The organism is Streptomyces sp. NRRL F-525, from assembly GCF_000716605.1.
Taxonomy (GTDB): domain Bacteria; phylum Actinomycetota; class Actinomycetes; order Streptomycetales; family Streptomycetaceae; genus Streptomyces.
Genome location: NZ_JNXE01000002.1, coordinates 374,452 through 390,761 on the forward strand (window position 1 = coordinate 374,452; position 16,310 = coordinate 390,761).

Below are 16,310 nucleotides of genomic sequence, written 5' to 3' on the forward strand. Positions count from 1 at the left end.
CGCGACCTTCGCCCTCCCATTACCCCCGATGCGCGCCCCGGGGGCACCGCCGGGGACCTCCGCCGGTCTCCCCGCCTACTGCCGTGACCTGTTCGGCGACTTCACCCGTGCCGACCAGCGGCGCTGGGGCGAGGTGTATGTGCGCGGGCTGCTGGACGTGCCCGGGCGCAAGACACCGGCCCGGATCTCCGAGCAGGTGCTCGGCAGGCGGGCCGTGCAGCAGATCCAGCAGTTCGTGAACCAGAGTCCGTGGGCGTCCGCTCCCGTACGGGGGCGGCTCGCCCGGCAGGTGGTGCGGGCCTCGCGGGCCGAGGCCTGGTCCATCGACGAGGTCGTCTTCGCCAAGAACGGCGACCGGTCGGTGGGCGTGGCCCGGCAGTACGCGGCCTCGCAGGAGCGGACCGTGAACTGCCAACTGGCCCTCGCCGCCTCGCTGGTGGGCCAGGCCGGCGGGGTCCCGGTGAACTGGCGGCTGATGCTGCCGGCCCGCTGGGACCGCGACGAACGCCTGCGCGGCCAGGCTCATGTACCGGTCCAAGAGCGCTGCCGTCCCCGCTGGAGCTACGTCCTGGAGGCGCTCGACGAGATGCTCGACGAGTGGTCCCTGGAACCGCTGCCTGTCCTGGCCGACTGGCGCTGCGAGAGCGACCCCGACCCGCTGCTGCGCGGCCTCGAGGCGCGCGGCCTGGGCTATCTCGTGCAGGCCGCGCCGCACACCCCGGTCCTGCTGCCCCGGCGGCAGGCCACCGCCCCCGGGGTGCGCGGCACACTCGCCGAACTCGCCGCGCACGCGGCCCGGCACGGTGAGCGCACCTCGGTGACCTGGCACGACCCGGTGACCGAACGCATGCGGCACTCGGAGTTCGTGACGGGCCCGGTCCTGCTCCGCGCGGACCCGGCCTCCGGTGCGGTCCCCCGACCGCGCCTGCTCCTCGCGGACTGGCCCTACGGCCGCCCCCGGCCGCGCGCCTACTGGCTGACGAACCTCCCTGCCCGCCGCCTCGCGGAGATCGTGCCGCTGGCGCAGCTGCGCAGGTTCGCCGAGGAGGCGCTGGGCCGGATGCACGAGGAGTTCGGGCTCGGCGACTTCGAGGGCCGTTCCTTCCGCGGCTGGCACCACCATGTGACGCTGGCCTCGGCCGCGTTCGGCTACGACATGGTGCGCCAGCAGGCCGACGAGAGAGCGCTGACCCGCGCACGTGCCTGAGTGCGCGCGCCGCGAGGGCCCTGTACGGATCCGTCCGTACGGGGCTTTCGCACGCTCACTTCTGCCAGCCGACCCGGCTGAAGTCGACGTCACCGAGTCCGGGCACCCCGTAGTTCGCCAACCCCTTGCGCACGGCGAGGATTTGGGGCCGCTGGTACAGCTCGATGTCGTGGCCGAGCTTCCAGATCTCGGCGTCCGCCCGGTCGTAGAGCTTCTCGGCGGCCCGTTCGTCGAGGGTGCCGACGGCCTGGGCGAGGAGCTTGTCCACCTCGGCCGAGCCGACCCCGCCGTAGTTCTGGAAGGCCTGTCCCTTCTCGGGGCGGCGGTAGACGGCGTAGGCGGAACTGGGGTAAGTCAGGCCGGTGAAGCGGAAGATGGCGAGGTCGAAGTTGCCCTTCTCCAGGTACTGCGGTGCGTAGGCGGAGGCGGGCACCTGCTGGATGACGACCTGCACGCCGACCTGGGCGAGCATGTGCTGGACGAGCTGGGCGAGATCCTCGCCGAGCCGGTTGGTGCCCTCGCTGAGCACGAAGCGGAGCGTGAGGTTACGGCCGTTCTTGACCCGGGTCTTCCCGCTCCCCGGGCTCTTCCAACCGGCCGCGTCCAAGGCGCGTTCGGCGGCGGCGGGGTCGTAACTCCCGTACGGGCGCGAGTTGTCGGTGTATCCGGGCTGGTTGGTCATGAAGAAGTGGTTGCCGAGCAGCGGCACCTTCACCGGGAGCCCCTCGGCGGCGACATCGGCCAACGCGCTTCGATCGACTGCCTGTTGGACCGCGTTGCGCACGGCCCGGTCGGCGAGCGGGCCGCCCGCGCCGTTGAGGGTGATGTGCACCTCGTCCCACGCGGAGCCGATGCGGATGTCGCTGTCGGACGCCTTCTTCAACTGGGCGTAGGCCTCGCTGGTGGCCGCGTTGACCGCGTCGACCTCACCGTTCAGGAACGCCTGGAGGGCGGCGTCGGCGTCGAGGACGCGGAAGACGATCCGGTCGAGGCGGGGTTCGCCGCCCCACCAGCGGGGGTCGGGCACGAAGGTGAGCGTCTGCGCGGTCCTGTCGACCGTGGCGAGCTTGAACGGCCCGGCGGTGATGGGCAGTTGACCCTGCCAGCCGGAGTTGAAGCGCTGCGGGGTGTCGTAGCCGGCGGCCGGGAAGAGCGGGGTGAACAGCCTGCGCCAGTCGGCGTACGGCTGCTTGAAGGTGACGCGGACCTCGTGCGGGCCGGCGCCCTGGCGGATGTCCGCGATGCGGTCGTAGCCGCTGGTGTCGGCGACCAGGTAGCGCTGGTCGGCGCCGGAGAGGGCGTGCCACTGGGCGGCGAAGTCCCGCCAGCTCAGGGGATTTCCGTCGGACCAGCGGGCCTTCGGGTTGAGCCGGTAGGTGACGACCTGGGGCGAGGTGCCGGTGACGGACGCGGAGAGAAGGTACTCGGGGACCGCGTGCGGGACGCCCTTGACGTCACGGGCGAAGAGCCGGGGCTCGGTCATGCTGTCGACGGTCCACACGTCGTCCAACGCCCCGTCGACCTGGCCGAAGTTGAACTGCGTGATCATCTGCGCGATCGGCAGGGTCAGCGTCCCGCCCGAGCGAAGGGCGTCCGTGGGACGGGAGTTGATGTCGTACGTGCCGTACGTCGGCAGGGCCGAGTGCCGGTCGGGGACCGGGGAGCCGGAACAGCCGGCCACGAGGAGGGTGAGTGCGCAGGCCACCGCCCACGCGGACCAGACCCGTAATCGCTCCACCTAACGGCCCTCCCAGTGCGGACGAACCGTCAACTGCCCGAACTGTCCCGCGAATTGCGGAGCCGGAGCTTAACATCACGATGTGTCACCCACATGAAGCGGAACGAGTTCCATGCTCTCCCTGATCCTCAGGCGCCTGGTCCACTGCACGATCCTCTTCCTCTCCTCCGTCGTCCTCACCTACGCCCTCGCCTCCACGGCGCTGGATCCGCGCGCCTACTTCGAGGGCCGGCAGCCACCTCCGCCGAGCCGGGTCGTCGACGACGAGCTGGTCCGGCTGGGCATGGACGACCGCGCCCCGCTGCCCGAACGCTTCGCGCACTGGGCGGACCGGGCCGTCCACGGCGACCTGGGCCGGACCATCGACGGCGAGTCCGTGGACGCCGAGTTCGGCCGCCGGGTCGGGGTGTCCGTACGGCTGCTGCTGGTGGGCACGGTGGCCGGTACGGCAGTCGGCGTGCTGGCCGGGGTGTGGGCGGCGGTACGGCGCGGCGGCCTGGGCGACCGGGCGCTCACGGTGTTCTCGTTCGCGGTGCTGTGCGTGCCGACGTTCGTGCTGGCGCTGCTGCTGAAGACCGGCGCGCTGGCGGTCAACCGGGCCGCGGGCAGCACGGTCATCCTGTACACGGGCGAGCACACTCCGGCGCTGCAGGGCGGCTGGGTGGCCCAACTGCGCGACACGGGCGCCCACTTGCTCCTCCCGGCGATCTGCGTGGCCATCCCCGCGATCGCCTCGTACAGCCGCTACCAGCGCGCCGCGACCCTCGACGTACTCGGCGCCGACCATCTCCGCACCGCCCAGGCCAAGGGGCTCACCCCGGGGCGGGCGCTGCTGCGGCACGGGCTGCGGATCTCGCTCGTCCCGGTGTCGGTGTTCTTCTCCTTCGGGATGCTGACCCTGTTCACCGGGGCGGTGTTCACCGAGGAGGTCTTCGGCTGGCCCGGCATGGGCAGTTGGCTCGTCGACTCGGTGCAGAAGGGCGACATCAACTCGGTGGTGGCGATCGACCTGTTCGCCGCGGCCGTCGTGCTGCTGGCCGGACTGCTGGCCGACGTCGTGCACGCGCTCCTCGATCCCCGGGTGCGGCAGCCGTGACGGGCGTCGGCGGTCGGGGTCGGGCGGTGCTGCGGCGGATGGTGCGGCGGCCGGGGGCGTTGTGCGGGCTGGCGGTCCTGCTGTCGCTGTTCGCGCTGGCTTTCGTAGGACCGTTCGTCAGCCCGTGGACACACACGGACGTCGACTACACGGCGCTGCGGCAACCGCCCGACGCGCGGCACTGGATGGGCACGAACCGGATCGGGCAGGACGTGTTCGCCCAGGTGGTGCGGGGGTTGCAGAAGTCGCTGCTGATCGGGTTGCTGGTCGCTCTCTTCTCCACTGTGCTGGCGGCGGCGGTGGGTGCCTGCGCCGGCTACTTCGGCGGCTGGACGGACCGGGTGCTGATGTTCGTCGTGGACCTGATGCTCGTCCTCCCCGGCCTGCTCGTGCTGGTCGTGGTCGCGCCGAAGCTGCGCGAGCGGGGCTGGATCGCGCTGGTCGGGCTGCTGGCGCTGCTGAGCTGGATGGTCACGGCGCGGGCGGTGCGGGGCATGACGCTGTCCCTGAAGGAGCGTCAGTTCGTGGTGGTGGCACGGCTGATGGGCGTCTCGGCTCCGCGGATCATCTGGCGGCATGTGCTGCCGCACACGGCGTCGTTCCTGATCACGGACGCGACGATCGCCGTGGGCGGGGCCGTGATCAGTGAGACCGGGCTGTCGTACTTCGGCCTGGGCGTCCAGCCGCCCGACGTCTCCCTCGGCACGCTGATCGCGGACGCGACGGATGTGGCGCTGGTGTATCCGTGGATGTTCTTCTTCCCCACGGGCCTGCTGATCGCGTTCGTGCTGGCGGTCAACCTGGTGGGCGGTGCCCTGCGGGACGCGCTGGACCCGACGACGGTGGACGCCTGCACGAGCCGCCCGTCCCGAACTCCCCTGTCAGGGATACCCAGTTGACCACCGTGCTGGAGGTCCGCGGTCTGACGGTCACTCTCGGCACGTCACCTGTGGTGCGCGGTGTCGACCTCACCCTCCGCCGCGGTGAAGTCCTGGGCCTGGTGGGCGAGTCGGGCACCGGCAAGACACTCACGGCGCTGGCGCTGATGGGCCTGGCCCCGCCGGGTGCGCGGGTCGGCGGTTCGGTACGACTCCTGGGCGAGGAGCTACTAGGCCTAGCGGCACGGGAGTTGGCGCGGATCCGCGGCCGCCGCATCGCGATGGTCTTCCAGGACCCGCTGCATGCCTTCACCCCGGTGCGGCGGGTCGGCGACCAGATCGCGGAGGCGCTGCGCATCCACCAACACCCGCGCCCACGGCGGGAGTCGGCGCAGCGGACGGCGGTGGAACTGCTGGACTTCGTAGGGGTGCCGAGGCCGGGGTGGGCGGCACGCGCGTACCCCCACCAGCTCTCCGGCGGGATGCGCCAGCGGGCGATGATCGCGATGGCGATGGCCAACAGCCCCGACGTCCTGATCGCGGACGAGCCCACCAGCGCGCTCGATGTCACCGTCCAGGCCCAGGTGTTGGAGGCCCTGGCCGCCGCCCGGCGCGAGACGGGCGCGGCGCTGCTCCTGGTCACCCACGACCTGGGGGTGGTCGCGGGCGCGGCGGACCGGGTCGCCGTCCTGTACGCGGGCCGCATCGTGGAAACGGGCCCGGTGGAGGCGGTCCTGACCCGCCCCCGCATGCCGTACACCCTCGGCCTGATCGGCTCGGTACCCCGCCCCGACGCCCGCTCCCCCCTCACCCCGATCCCGGGCACGGCCCCCACGCCGGGCAGCACGCCCCCCGGCTGCGCCTTCGCCCCACGCTGCCCCCTCGCGGAACCGGACTGCGTCACCTCGGACATCCAACTCCTGGGCGTGGACAGCCCGTCCAGGGCAGGCCTGGCGGGCATCGACGCCCACGAGGCGGCTTGCCGCCGGGTCCGGTTGGTGTCGCAGCGGACGGCGGTGGAACTGTTCCCGCCGAGCGGGGAGGCGGGAGGGGATGCGCGGGGCGAGGGAGGGGTGGAGGGCCCGGCGTTGTTCAGTCCTGACGACGGGGGCCCAGGGTCGCCGAGTCGGGCCTTGCCACCCGCACCGGGGTCGCTGGAACGGTCCACACCCGGTGACAGGAGCCCAGGGCGCCACAGAAACACCGCACCGTCCACGCCCCGCACCGGGAACCTCTGGCCATGGAGGCGCAGCACACCTCCCGCCTCCGGCAACGAGAACCCAGGGTCACGGACGCGCCCCACCCCGCCCCTCCCGAATCCGCCACGCCCCGCACCCTCACTCCCCCAACCAACCCCACCCGAACTCGTCCTCCGCGTAACCGGCTTGGCCAAGTCCTACGTCCCGTCCAGCGGCCGGCGGCGTCGCGAGCGTGCGGTCGTCGCCGTGGAAGAGGTCGATCTGGAGGTCCGCCGCGGTGAGACCCTCGCGCTCGTGGGCGAGTCCGGCGCCGGCAAGTCCACGGTGCTCATGGAGATCGTGTCGCTCGCCGCGCCGGAGGCGGGTGTCGTGGAGATCCTCGGGCAGGACGTCTCACGGCTGACCCGGCGGACGGCACGGCTGCTGCGCGGGGCCGTGCAGATCGTGCCGCAGGATCCCATGTCGAGTCTGGATCCGCGGATGCCGGTGGGCGACATCGTCGCCGAGCCGCTCCACGCCCGGCGCGTGCCGCGGGACGTCGTGGCGTCACGGATTCCGCGGTTGCTCCGGCAGGTGGGGCTGGACGTGGGGGACGCGGAGCGGTATCCGCATCAGTTCTCCGGCGGGCAGCGGCAGCGGGTCGCCATCGCCCGCGCGCTGGCCGTCGAGCCCGCGTTGCTGCTGCTCGACGAACCCGTGTCCGCGTTGGACGTGTCCGTGCAGGCGCAGATCCTGGATCTGCTGCTGCGGCTCAAGCGGGAGTTGGGGCCCGCCTATCTCCTCGTGTCGCACGACCTCGCCGTGGTGCGGCAGATCGCCGACCGGGTGTCCGTCATGTACGCCGGGCGGACCGTGGAGACCGGGCCCGTGGACGAGATCTTCGACGCGCCCCGGCATCCCTACGCGCGGGCCCTGCTCTCGGCCGTCCCGCTGCCGGACCCGGTCGCCGAGCGCGCCCGGCGCCGGATCGTACTGCCGGGCGACCCTCCGTCCGGGGTGCCGGTCACGGCCGGATGCCGGTTCCTGGCCCGTTGTCCCGTCGCCGCGCTGCTCGCGCCGGGGCGGCGTGCGCGGTGCGAGGACGAGATTCCGCGGGCCGCTCAGGTCACCGTCGCCGGCACGCACACCGTGGCCTGTCATTTCCCGCACGGCGGAATGCCCTGGCAGCACATACGGACAGACCGGGGGACGTCCGGCAGGCCGTCGAACCAGCCGCCGGACCGTCCACCGGTCCACTGAGCCTGAAGTGCCGTTCGTCCGTACGGGCGTCGCCTCAGCAGCAGGCACCGCTCGCACCGCTGGACTGTGCGATGCCTTCGCGCAGGGGATGGGTGGTGGCACCCGAACCGTTCAACCAGAGTCCGCTCGTCACAAGTCCACCTACGAAGACGACGATTGCTATGAGCGTGAATACTTTGATGCTCATGAAAATCTCCTCTCCGAGCATTTACGGATGACCATTTACGGATGACGCGTTGACAAGATGAGTCAACAAGAACTTACTCAATCAGTCAAGTATTAATCTCGCAAAAGACGATCTCGAAAAGCGGAATGCCCTTACCCATATGAAATCTGAATTAGCGTCAATTCAAAAAATGCCAGTCCAGACCACTTCGCGCCAGCGAATCGATCATGCCAACTCCATTGGATCGTGGGCGACTTACTGGTAACGTTGATCTGTCATCCCGGTGGTCATAGCCACCTCCAAGGAGCCCACATGGACCCCCTCGAAAACACGACGACGACAGGGCTGGGCGAGCGCATCCGGCTGCTGCGCGGCAAACGTGGCCTCAAGCAGCAGGATCTGGCGTCCAGCGAGATATCGGCGAGTTACATCTCCTTGATCGAATCCGGCAAGCGCGCCCCCTCGGAGTCCGTGCTCGCCGCGCTCGCGGAGCGCCTCGGCTGCTCCGCGGAGTACCTGCGCAGCGGCCGGGACGACCACGAGCTGGAAGAGGCCCGGCTGCGGCTGGCCTTCGGCGAGATGGCTTTGCGCAACGGCAGCAACGGCGAGGCACTGCAAACCCTCAGCGAGCTGCTGACCAGGCCCGCCCTGCTGGACGTCTCCATGACCCGGCGCGCCCGCATGGGCCAGGCCTCCGCGCTGGAGAAGCTGGACCGCACCGAGGCCGCCATCGCGGTCCTGGAAGAGCTCTACCGCGACCCCGACCTGGCCCCGGGTTCCACCGAGTGGTGCCAGACGGCGGTCGCCCTGTGCCGCTGCTACCGCGACGCCGGCGACATCACGCTCAGCATCGAGATCGGCGAGCGGGCCATGTCCCGGCTGGACGCCCTCGGCCTGGACGTGACGGTCGACCACGTCCAGCTAGGCGCCACGCTCATGGCGTCGTACCACATGCGCGGTGACCTGACCCGGGCCCAGCTCATGGGCGGGAAGCTCCTCGACGCCGCCGACAAGCAGGGCGCGCGGGCCGCCCGGGGCGCCGTGTACTGGAACGCGGGTCTGGTGGCCCGCTCCCGCGGCCAGCTCAACGAGGCCATGGCCCTGGTGGAGCGGGCGCTCGCGCTGATGTCCGAGGACGACAACCTCCGTCATCTCGCCATGCTCAAGATGAACTACGGCTCGCTCCTGCTCCAGGTCGACGAGCCCGAACCGGCGCGCGGCAAGCAGCTGTTGGAGGAGGCGCAGCAACTGCTGGCCGAGGTGGGCAACGCGCCGGAGCTGGCCCAGTGCGAGATCGGGCTCGCCGACGCGGACGCGATGCTCGGGCACTGGGACGAGGCCGCGGCGCACGCCGAGCGCGCCCTCGGGCTGACCGGCACCGAGTCCCGCATCCAGGCCGTCGGCGCCCGGGGCACGCTCGCCGAGATCCAGCTGATGCGCGGCAACTTCGACCAGGCCGCGCAGTATCTCCAGGCCGCCACCCGGCAGTTGCGCCAGTTCCGGCCGTCCCACCAGGTGGCGCTCAACTGGCGTTACCTGGGCGACCTGTGGAAGCGGCAGGGCAACACCGTCGAGGCCCTCAAGGCGTACGACCGGGCCCTGTCGGCGGCCGGCATGGCACCGCACCGCGACCCCAGCCAGATCTTCACCGAGCAGCACCGTTCCTGAGCTCCCGGCCGCATTCCCGAATCCGGCCGGGTTCCCTACCGTCCAGGTGGAGTTCAGCGCGTGGGCGGCGCCGCGCAAAGGCATGGACCATTGGCCGTCGCACCTGGTAAAGGCATGGACCATTCGCCGTCGAACGGCCCGATGGGGCAGGCGACGCGGTTCCGTTTCCGGCCGGATCCGAGCCCTCCGAACCCCCCGCCTGGACGAGTGTCCGGGCCGGGGGGTTCGTCATGTCTCCGTTCGACGGGTGCGGACGACGCAACCGGTCATCGCCCGGAGGCCACCGGAATTCCGCTCCCTTTTCCGCCTCCGGAATTTCCGCCGCACGCTCCGACGGAATTCCTTATTCGGCCCGTGTGTTCAATTCCCGTTGGGTGACCGGGAATTGAACACGGGGTCAGCGAGAGGTGTTCGCCAAGCGGTGCACGGCGGCGAGCGGGATCGGCAGCCGCTCGGGGCGGAGCCGGGACTCGTACACGGCCTCGTATACGGCCTTGTCCGCCTCGAAGGCGCGCAGCACCACGGGCTGACAGTGCGGGTCCTCCCGGCCGGCCGCCGCGTAGCCCTCGACGAACGCGCGCCGGTTGCGCACCGCCCAGGCGGACGCCCGGCGTCGCCTACGCAGCCGTCGCGCGGGCGAGGCCTCCTCGGCGTCGGCTGACTCCAGGCCCGCCAGGCCGGTGCGGGCCGCGTAGTCGAAGGAGCGCAGCATGCCGGCGACGTCCCTCAACACCGGTTGCGGCAGGGCGCGTTCGGCGGCGGTGCGGGCCGGCTCGCCCTCGAAGTCGACGATGCGCCAGCCGTCGGCGGTGCGCAGCGCCTGGCCCAGGTGCAGATCGCCGTGCGTGCGCTGGGCGAACACGGGGTTGCCGCGCCCGGCGATCCGGGCGTAGTCGTCGAAGAGGGCGCCGATCCGGGTGGTGTAGCGGGCCAGCGCCGGGACCTCCTCGGCGGCCTCCTTCAGCCGCATGTTCATGCCCGCCGCCTCCTCGGCCACGTCCTGGGCGGTGAGCCGGCTGCGGCCGAACGCCTTGTCCAGCGCGCCGTGCACCTCGGCGACGGCCCGGCCCAGGCTGTGCGCGTGCGGGGTGAATCCGCCGCCGGCCGGTACGCCGCGGCCAGCGTCGTCCATGCAGTCGCTCGCGTGCCGTACCGCCTCCTCCCAGCCGTCCCGGGCGTCGGGCAGGAACTCCTCGACGAGGCCGAGCACCAGGCCCTCCGCGCCGGGGGCGTCGCTGTGCAGGGCGCCGTAGAGGCGGGGGGTGCGGGCGCAGTGTTCCCGGGTGAGGGCGTGCAGGGCCTCGACCTCGGTGTGCGGGCCGGGTTCGGGGCGGCGGAAGATCTTGAGGAGGATCTGGCCGCCGTAGGCCACGGCCGTGTTGCTCATCTCGCCGTCGAGCGGGTGGGGCACGAGGCCGACGGGGAGCGGATAGCGGCCGGTGCGTTCCAGGCGGGGGCCGGGGCTCGCACCGGCCCCCGCCAGTTTGCGCAGCAGCAGTCCGAGGAGGGCACCGTCGGCGAGGGCGTCGTAGACCCGCCAGCCCTGCCAGGGGCCGGCCGGGACGGTGGTGATCGCGGCGGGTTCGAGGCGGCCGGGGAGCTCGGGCCGCAGGCCGAGCAGGAGTTGGTAGTGCAGGGTCTGGCCGTCGGGGCGGCGGGCCGCGACCACGGCGTGCAGCAGCAGGGGCGGTTCGTCGCCGAGCGCGGAGGCCGCGCGGGTTTCGAGGCGGGCCCCGGTGAAGCGGGCGTCGAACCAGCGGCGCCCCTCCAACCAGGGGCCGAGGGCCGGGAGCAGGGGTTCGAGGATGCCGTCGCTCATGATCCCTCCGCGGGTGTGAGCACGTGCGCGACCTGGTGGGCCGGATCGAGGCGTACGTAGGTGGACTCGCCCCAGGCGTAGGTCTCGCCGGTGAGTTCGTCGCGCAGCTTGAGCGTGCCCTCGGCGGGCAGGCCGAGGGCGGCCGGGTCGCAGGTGACGGTGGCCTCGTGGGCGTGGTGCGGGTCGAGGTTGACGATCACGAGCACCAAGTCGGTCCCACCGTCGGGGAGTTCGACGCTCTTGGTGTAGGCGAGGATCTGGTCGGAGTCGGTGCTCTGGAGGCGCAGGTTGCGCAACTCCTGGAGGGCCGGGTGCAGTCGGCGGAGCCGGTTGAGCAGGGTGATCAGGGGTGTGATGGTGCGGCCCTCGGCTTCGGCAAGTGCCCAGTCCCGGGGCCGGAGTTGGTACTTCTCCGAGGCGAGGTAGTCCTCCGTTCCCTCCGCCAGCGGGGTGTTCTCGCACAGCTCGTAGCCGGCGTAGACGCCCCAGCTCGGGGCGGCGGTCGCGGCGAGCACGGCCCGGACCTCGAAGGCGGGTCTGCCGCCGTGCTGGAGGTAGGCGTGCAGGATGTCGGGGGTGTTCACGAACAGGTTGGGCCGCAGGAACCCGGCACTGTCCAGGGCGAGTTCGGGCAGGTAGTCGGTCAGCTCCTCCTTGGTGTTCTTCCAGGTGAAGTAGGTGTACGACTGCTGGAACCCGGCCTGCGCCAGCGCGTGCACCATGGCCCGGCGGGTGAACGCCTCGGCCAGGAACAGCACATCGGGGTCGGTGGAGTTGACCTCCGCGATCAACCACTCCCAGAACTGCACGGGTTTGGTGTGCGGGTTGTCCACCCGGAAGATCCGCACGCCCAGGTCCATCCAGTGCCGCACGATCCGTAGCGCCTCGGCGTACAGGCCCTCCGGGTCGCCGTCGAAGTCGAGTTGGTGGATGTCCTCGTACGTCTTCGGCGGGTTCTCGGCGTACGCGATGGAGCCGTCGGCGCGGTGGTGGAACCACTCGGGGTGCTCGGTGAGCCAGGGGTGGTCCGGTGAGCACTGGAGGGCGAAGTCCAGGGCGACTTCCATGCCCAACTCCCTTGCTGTGGCGATGAAATGGCGGAAGTCGTCCTCGGTTCCGAGGTCAGGGTGGATCGCGTCGTGGCCGCCGTGCCGGGAGCCGATGGCCCAGGGTGAGCCGACGTCGTCGGGGCCGGCGTGGAGCGTGTTGTTCGCGCCCTTGCGATGGGTCGTGCCGATCGGGTGGACGGGCGGGAGGTAGACGACGTCGAAGCCCATCGCGGCGACGGCGGGCAGCCGCTCGGCGGCACTCCGCAGTGTGCCGCCGATGGGGCGGCTGCCCGCCTGGACCACCGCTCCCTCCGAGCGCGGGAACAGCTCGTACCAGGAGCCGACGAGGGCGCGCCGGCGTTCGACGCGCAGGGGCAGGGGCCGGGAGGCGGTGACCAAGTCACGCAGCGCGTAGCGCCCCAGGGCGGCCGTCACCCGGGGGGTGGTGACGGCGGACAGCCGGGCCGGAGGGGGGCCCAGGGTGTCGCGGAGCGCGGCCACGGCCGCGGTGACCGCCTCCCGGCGGTCCGATGCGGTGATGCCGAGGGCCGCCCGTTCGTGCAGCAACGCGCCCTCGGCCAGGGTGAGTTCGGTGTCGACATCCGCCTCGATCTTCAGTGTGGCGTCGTGCCGCCAGCTCTCCAGCGGGTCGGCCCAGGCCTCGACGCGGAAGGTCCAGGGACCCTCCGTGTCGGGCACCACGGTGGCCTGCCAGCGGTCGGCGTCCTCGTCGACGAGGGTCATCGGGACCCGGTGGGCGGGGCGCCCCGCGGGATCGTGCAGGACGACGTCCGCGGCGACGGCGCCGTGGCCCTCGCGGAAGACGGTGGCCGTGATGTCGACGTGTTCTCCCGTCACGGCCTTGGCGGGCAACTCCCCGTCCCGCACGCGTGGTTGGACGTCGAGGACGGGGATGCGCCCGGTCACCGGTGTCATGGTGGACTCCTCCCCGCTCGGATCCCGTCAGCGCAGCCCGGTCGGGGCCGGCGTCCGGGCTGCGAGCAGGTCGATGATGGTCCGTGCGAAGAGGTGGCAGTGGTTGCCGGTGCGGCCGGTGACCAGGTCGTCGTGGATGACGACGTCCTGGTCGACGTACTCGCCGCCCATGTTCCGCAGATCGCCCAGCAGGTTGTTGTGCACCACCGCGCGCCTGCCCTGCATCAGGCCCTGCACGGGCGCGGCGAGCCACATGCCGTGGCAGATGATGCCCTTGAGGATCGCCGGGTCGGCGAACGCGCGGCGCAGGAACTGCGAGGCGGGCGGCAGCAGTTGGGTGTCCTCGGTGAAGCGCAGCCGGTCGGCGACCATCCCGGAGGGGACGATGACCGCGGAGTACTCCTTCAGCGCGAACTCGTCGAGGTCCTCGAAGGACTCGGTGACCTCGAAGGGCATGCGGTGCTCATGGCCCTGGAAGGTCATCTGCTCGTTGCCCCACAGCCGGGACAGGAAGTGGACCTCGGCTCCCTCCTCGGGGAAGCGGTAGCGGTAGTAGAGGATCTCGGGCTCGTAGAAGTCGCTCTCCATCAGGACGGCGATCTTGTGACCGGACAGTCGCACGGCGGCTACCCCTTCCCCTTCGCGGTGACCAGGTCGATGAGGAACGGCCCGCGGTGCGCGAGCGCCTGCGCGACCGCCTCCTCCGCCTGTCCGGGCTTCTCGACCCGTACGGCGGCCACGCCGAGCGAGCCGGCGAGGGAGACGAAGTCGACGGCCGGGCTGCTCAGGTCGAAGATCTCGGGCTGTTCGTGGGCGGGGATGTGCTGCTCCCGCCAGTACTCCTCGATGTTGTCCTCGAGGAGTTTGTAGCTGCCGTTGTTGCAGATGACGAACTTGGTGGGCAGGCCGTAGCGGGCCGCCGTCCACAGCGCCTGGAAGGTGTACATGCTGCCGCCGTCGCCGGTGAAGCCGACCACCGTGCGGTCGGGGTGGGCGAGTTGGGCACCCAGCGCGCCGGGGATGCCGACGCCGAGGGAGCCGCCGCGGGTCTGCATCCACTGGCCCGGCACGGTCGCCGGGAGCCGGCGGAAGAGCGCCGGGGACGCCGTCAGCGCCTCGTCGAAGAGGATCGCGTCCGAGGGCAGCCGCCGGGCGAACTCCTGGGCGAGGGCGATCGTCGGCAGCTCCGCCGCCTCGGCCGCGGCCTCGGCCCGCTCGTCCGCCTTGGCAAGGGCGGCCGAGCGCTGCGCGGCGTGCCGGCGCAGCCGCTCGGCCGCCGCGGTCCGCCGCCCGAGACCCATCGCCCGGCCCAGTGCGTCCGCGAGGAGACCGAGGGTGGCCTTCGGGTCGGCGACGATGCCGAGGTCGACGGGGTGGTTCTTGGCGATCGCGCCGGAGTCGAGGTCGATGTGCACGACCGGGACGCCCGCCCCGAAGACGCCGTCGAGCGCCGGGTACACCTCGGGCAGCGCGTAGGTGCCCACGACGAGGACACCGTCGGCGGCACCGGTGATCTTCCGGCTCTGCTCGCCGAACATGTGGCCCAACTGGCCCGCGTAGGCGGGGTGTTCGACGGAGAGGTTGACCTCGGCCCAGTCCGCCCCGTACACGTCGGCGCCCCACACCTCGGCCAGCCGCCCCAACTCGGCCTGGGCGCCCGCGAAGTGGACCCCGTCACCGGCGATGACGATCGGTTTGCGGGCGTCGGCGAGCAGCGCCGCGGCCTTCGCCACGGTGTCCGGGGTCGGCAGGCTGCGGGTCTCCGGGTAGGACACGGGCGCCACCGGTTCGGCGGTCTCGTGATCCATGACGTCGGCGGGCAGCACGACCAGCACCGGACCGTAGGGCGGGGTCGCGGCGACCTTGAAGGCGCGGCGCAGGACGCGCAGCGTGGAGTCGGGATCGACCACGCGGGTGGCCCACTTGGTCACCGGTTTGGCCATGCCGACCAGGTCGGCGGCCATCTGCGCGTCCATGCTGTCGTAGCGCAGTCCGGACTCGCCGACCAGGGTGACGATCGGGGCGTGGCCGCGCATCGCCTGGTAGAGCATGCCGATGCCGTTGCCGAGCCCGACTCCGGAGTGGAGTTGCAGGACCGCGGGGGTGCGGGTGGCGCGTGCGTAGCCGTCCGCCATGCCGACGGCCGTGCACTCCTGCAGGGCCAGGATGTACTGGATCGAGGGGAAGGAGCGCAGTTCGTCGAGGAACCCCTGCTCGACCGTGCCGGGGTTGCCGAACATGAACCGGACCCCTTCGGCCTGCAGTTGTTCGAGCAGCGCGATCCGCGCGGGCCTGCTGTCCATCGTGTGCTCACCTCTCGTCGGAGCAAAGGGCGTCGGGCGGCCTCAGTCGGTCGCCGTGAACCCCCACTGCCGCAGGCCCTCTTCGAGGACCTCGACGGTCTTCTGACCGGTCAGGTAGGAGTCGGGCGTCGAACGGCCCGTGATGAACGGGTAGTCGACGATGACGGAGGTCGTCTTGCCGAAGTTGCCGTGGTAGGCGCCGCCGGGTGCGGTGGCGTCGCGCAGGATGTACTCCAGCGGGTACGGGGGCGGTCCCATCACGAAGTCGGTGCCGAGGAAGCCGGTGCCGTCCTTGTAGTCGTACTCGATGCAGTGGCCGGTGACGTGCTTGCCGCGGATGAGGGAGACCCGGGTCTCCTGGTCGCGGGCGAAGGCGAGGCAGGCGACGCCGTAGCACTCGGCGGCGATCGGCCGGTCCAGCGCGTGGAAGGCGAGGATCAGGTCGTGGACCCGCCAGTTGTTGGCGAGGTCGACGATCGGTCCGCTGCCGCCGACGATCAGCAGCGCGTCGTAGCGGTCGGCGATCTGTGAACGCACCTGCTCCAGGCGGGTGTTGTAGGCCTCCCAGTCGCGCAGGAAGTACGGCTTGGACCGGTAGGGCCGGTCGGGCAGCCAGGACGACAGGTCAAGGGGGTTGTCGAGCCGGTCCGAGGCCTCGACCTTCCGCACCTTGGCCGCGATCTCGGGCGTGGTGACAGAGCGGCCGAGCGGCGGGTCGACGTACTCGGGGTCCATGCTCGGCGGCAGCGCGTGCGGGCGCTTGCCGGTCGCGGTGGCGAAGGTGAGGTGGTAGCCGGCCTGGTCGAAGGTCTCCAGGGGGCCGATCAACTCCTCACCCCAGTAACCGTATTCGGACAGGACGACCAGAATGCGCTTGCTCATGGGGTTCCTCCCGTTCGGCGGGACGGTGCCGACTGGCGAATTCCTGTGTACGTCCGGGGAGTTCGCGCCGGTCGTCGGCGGGGGCCGGGTCGCGGCACATCCTCAAGTGGCCGAACGCACTACGGCATGT

The 16,310-nt window shown here is 71.4% G+C and carries 12 protein-coding genes; 5 read left to right on the plus strand and 7 right to left on the minus strand.

Translation table 11 applies throughout. The annotated features are described in order from the left end of the window. The first annotated feature begins 28 nt into the window (after window positions 1–28). Window positions 29–1,207, plus strand: a complete 1,179-nt coding sequence (locus tag OO69_RS04765; protein ID WP_033279108.1) for an IS701 family transposase — start codon at window positions 29–31, stop codon at window positions 1,205–1,207. Window positions 1,208–1,262: 55 nt separating this feature from the next. Here OO69_RS04765 and OO69_RS04770 read toward each other — a convergent pair whose 3' ends face one another. After that, on the minus strand, window positions 1,263–2,945 hold the full coding sequence (locus OO69_RS04770; RefSeq protein ID WP_234444333.1) for an ABC transporter family substrate-binding protein: 1,683 nt from the start codon (window positions 2,943–2,945) through the stop codon (window positions 1,263–1,265). 112 nt (window positions 2,946–3,057) lie between these two features. Here OO69_RS04770 and OO69_RS04775 point away from each other — a divergent pair, with 112 nt between their 5' ends. Genes OO69_RS04775 through OO69_RS04785 form a run of 3 tightly spaced genes read left to right on the plus strand, consistent with a single transcriptional unit; the run spans window position 3,058 to window position 7,357 of the window. Beyond that, window positions 3,058–4,041, plus strand: coding sequence for an ABC transporter permease (locus tag OO69_RS04775; RefSeq protein WP_033279110.1), 984 nt, complete (start codon window positions 3,058–3,060; stop codon window positions 4,039–4,041). Then, the gene (locus OO69_RS04780) at window positions 4,038–4,940 is read left to right on the plus strand and encodes an ABC transporter permease (protein WP_033279111.1); all 903 of its coding nucleotides are present in this window, start codon (window positions 4,038–4,040) and stop codon (window positions 4,938–4,940) included. The genes OO69_RS04775 and OO69_RS04780 overlap by 4 nt, the downstream gene beginning before the upstream one ends. Then, window positions 4,937–7,357: an ABC transporter ATP-binding protein gene (locus OO69_RS04785; protein ID WP_051800766.1), complete on the plus strand. Its 2,421-nt coding sequence runs from the start codon at window positions 4,937–4,939 to the stop codon at window positions 7,355–7,357. The genes OO69_RS04780 and OO69_RS04785 overlap by 4 nt, the downstream gene beginning before the upstream one ends. A gap of 34 nt (window positions 7,358–7,391) precedes the next feature. On the opposite strand, the gene OO69_RS51865 is transcribed toward OO69_RS04785, so the two are convergent. Then, the gene (locus tag OO69_RS51865) at window positions 7,392–7,544 is read right to left on the minus strand and encodes a hypothetical protein (protein ID WP_158697264.1); all 153 of its coding nucleotides are present in this window, start codon (window positions 7,542–7,544) and stop codon (window positions 7,392–7,394) included. Window positions 7,545–7,835: 291 nt separating this feature from the next. On the opposite strand from OO69_RS51865, the gene OO69_RS04790 reads away from it, so the two are divergent. After that, window positions 7,836–9,191: a helix-turn-helix domain-containing protein gene (locus OO69_RS04790; protein ID WP_033279112.1), complete on the plus strand. Its 1,356-nt coding sequence runs from the start codon at window positions 7,836–7,838 to the stop codon at window positions 9,189–9,191. Between the two features lie 397 nt (window positions 9,192–9,588). Here the strand turns inward: OO69_RS04790 and OO69_RS04795 are convergent, their stop codons facing one another. Genes OO69_RS04795 through OO69_RS04815 form a run of 5 tightly spaced genes read right to left on the minus strand, consistent with a single transcriptional unit; the run spans window position 9,589 to window position 16,180 of the window. Beyond that, window positions 9,589–11,010 carry a maltokinase N-terminal cap-like domain-containing protein gene (locus OO69_RS04795; protein WP_033279113.1) on the minus strand — a complete coding sequence of 474 codons (1,422 nt, stop codon included), beginning with the start codon at window positions 11,008–11,010 and terminating at the stop codon, window positions 9,589–9,591. Next, window positions 11,007–12,995 (minus strand): alpha-1,4-glucan--maltose-1-phosphate maltosyltransferase, encoded by a 1,989-nt coding sequence (locus tag OO69_RS04800; RefSeq protein WP_106970962.1) that lies wholly within the window; start codon window positions 12,993–12,995, stop codon window positions 11,007–11,009. Before OO69_RS04800 ends, OO69_RS04795 begins: the two co-directional genes overlap by 4 nt. 27 nt (window positions 12,996–13,022) lie before the next feature. Next, entirely contained in the window at window positions 13,023–13,616 is a 594-nt protein-coding gene (locus OO69_RS04805; protein WP_033279114.1) for a DJ-1/PfpI family protein, read from the minus strand. A 5-nt stretch (window positions 13,617–13,621) separates the two neighbouring features. Continuing rightward, entirely contained in the window at window positions 13,622–15,298 is a 1,677-nt protein-coding gene (locus tag OO69_RS04810) for a thiamine pyrophosphate-binding protein (RefSeq protein ID WP_033279115.1), read from the minus strand. Window positions 15,299–15,340: 42 nt separating this feature from the next. Beyond that, window positions 15,341–16,180, minus strand: a complete 840-nt coding sequence (locus OO69_RS04815; RefSeq protein ID WP_033279116.1) for a type 1 glutamine amidotransferase domain-containing protein — start codon at window positions 16,178–16,180, stop codon at window positions 15,341–15,343. Between the last annotated feature and the right edge of the window lie 130 nt (window positions 16,181–16,310).

Coding starts and splice junctions, on each gene's coding strand:
- OO69_RS04765 (WP_033279108.1), top strand. CDS start 29: ATGCGCGCCCCGGGGGCACCGCCGGGGACCTCCGCCGGTCTCCCCGCC.
- OO69_RS04775 (WP_033279110.1), top strand. CDS start 3,058: ATGCTCTCCCTGATCCTCAGGCGCCTGGTCCACTGCACGATCCTCTTC.
- OO69_RS51865 (WP_158697264.1), bottom strand. CDS start 7,544: ATGAGCATCAAAGTATTCACGCTCATAGCAATCGTCGTCTTCGTAGGT.
- OO69_RS04790 (WP_033279112.1), top strand. CDS start 7,836: ATGGACCCCCTCGAAAACACGACGACGACAGGGCTGGGCGAGCGCATC.
- OO69_RS04795 (WP_033279113.1), bottom strand. CDS start 11,010: ATGAGCGACGGCATCCTCGAACCCCTGCTCCCGGCCCTCGGCCCCTGG.
- OO69_RS04800 (WP_106970962.1), bottom strand. CDS start 12,995: ATGACACCGGTGACCGGGCGCATCCCCGTCCTCGACGTCCAACCACGC.
- OO69_RS04810 (WP_033279115.1), bottom strand. CDS start 15,298: ATGGACAGCAGGCCCGCGCGGATCGCGCTGCTCGAACAACTGCAGGCC.
- OO69_RS04815 (WP_033279116.1), bottom strand. CDS start 16,180: ATGAGCAAGCGCATTCTGGTCGTCCTGTCCGAATACGGTTACTGGGGT.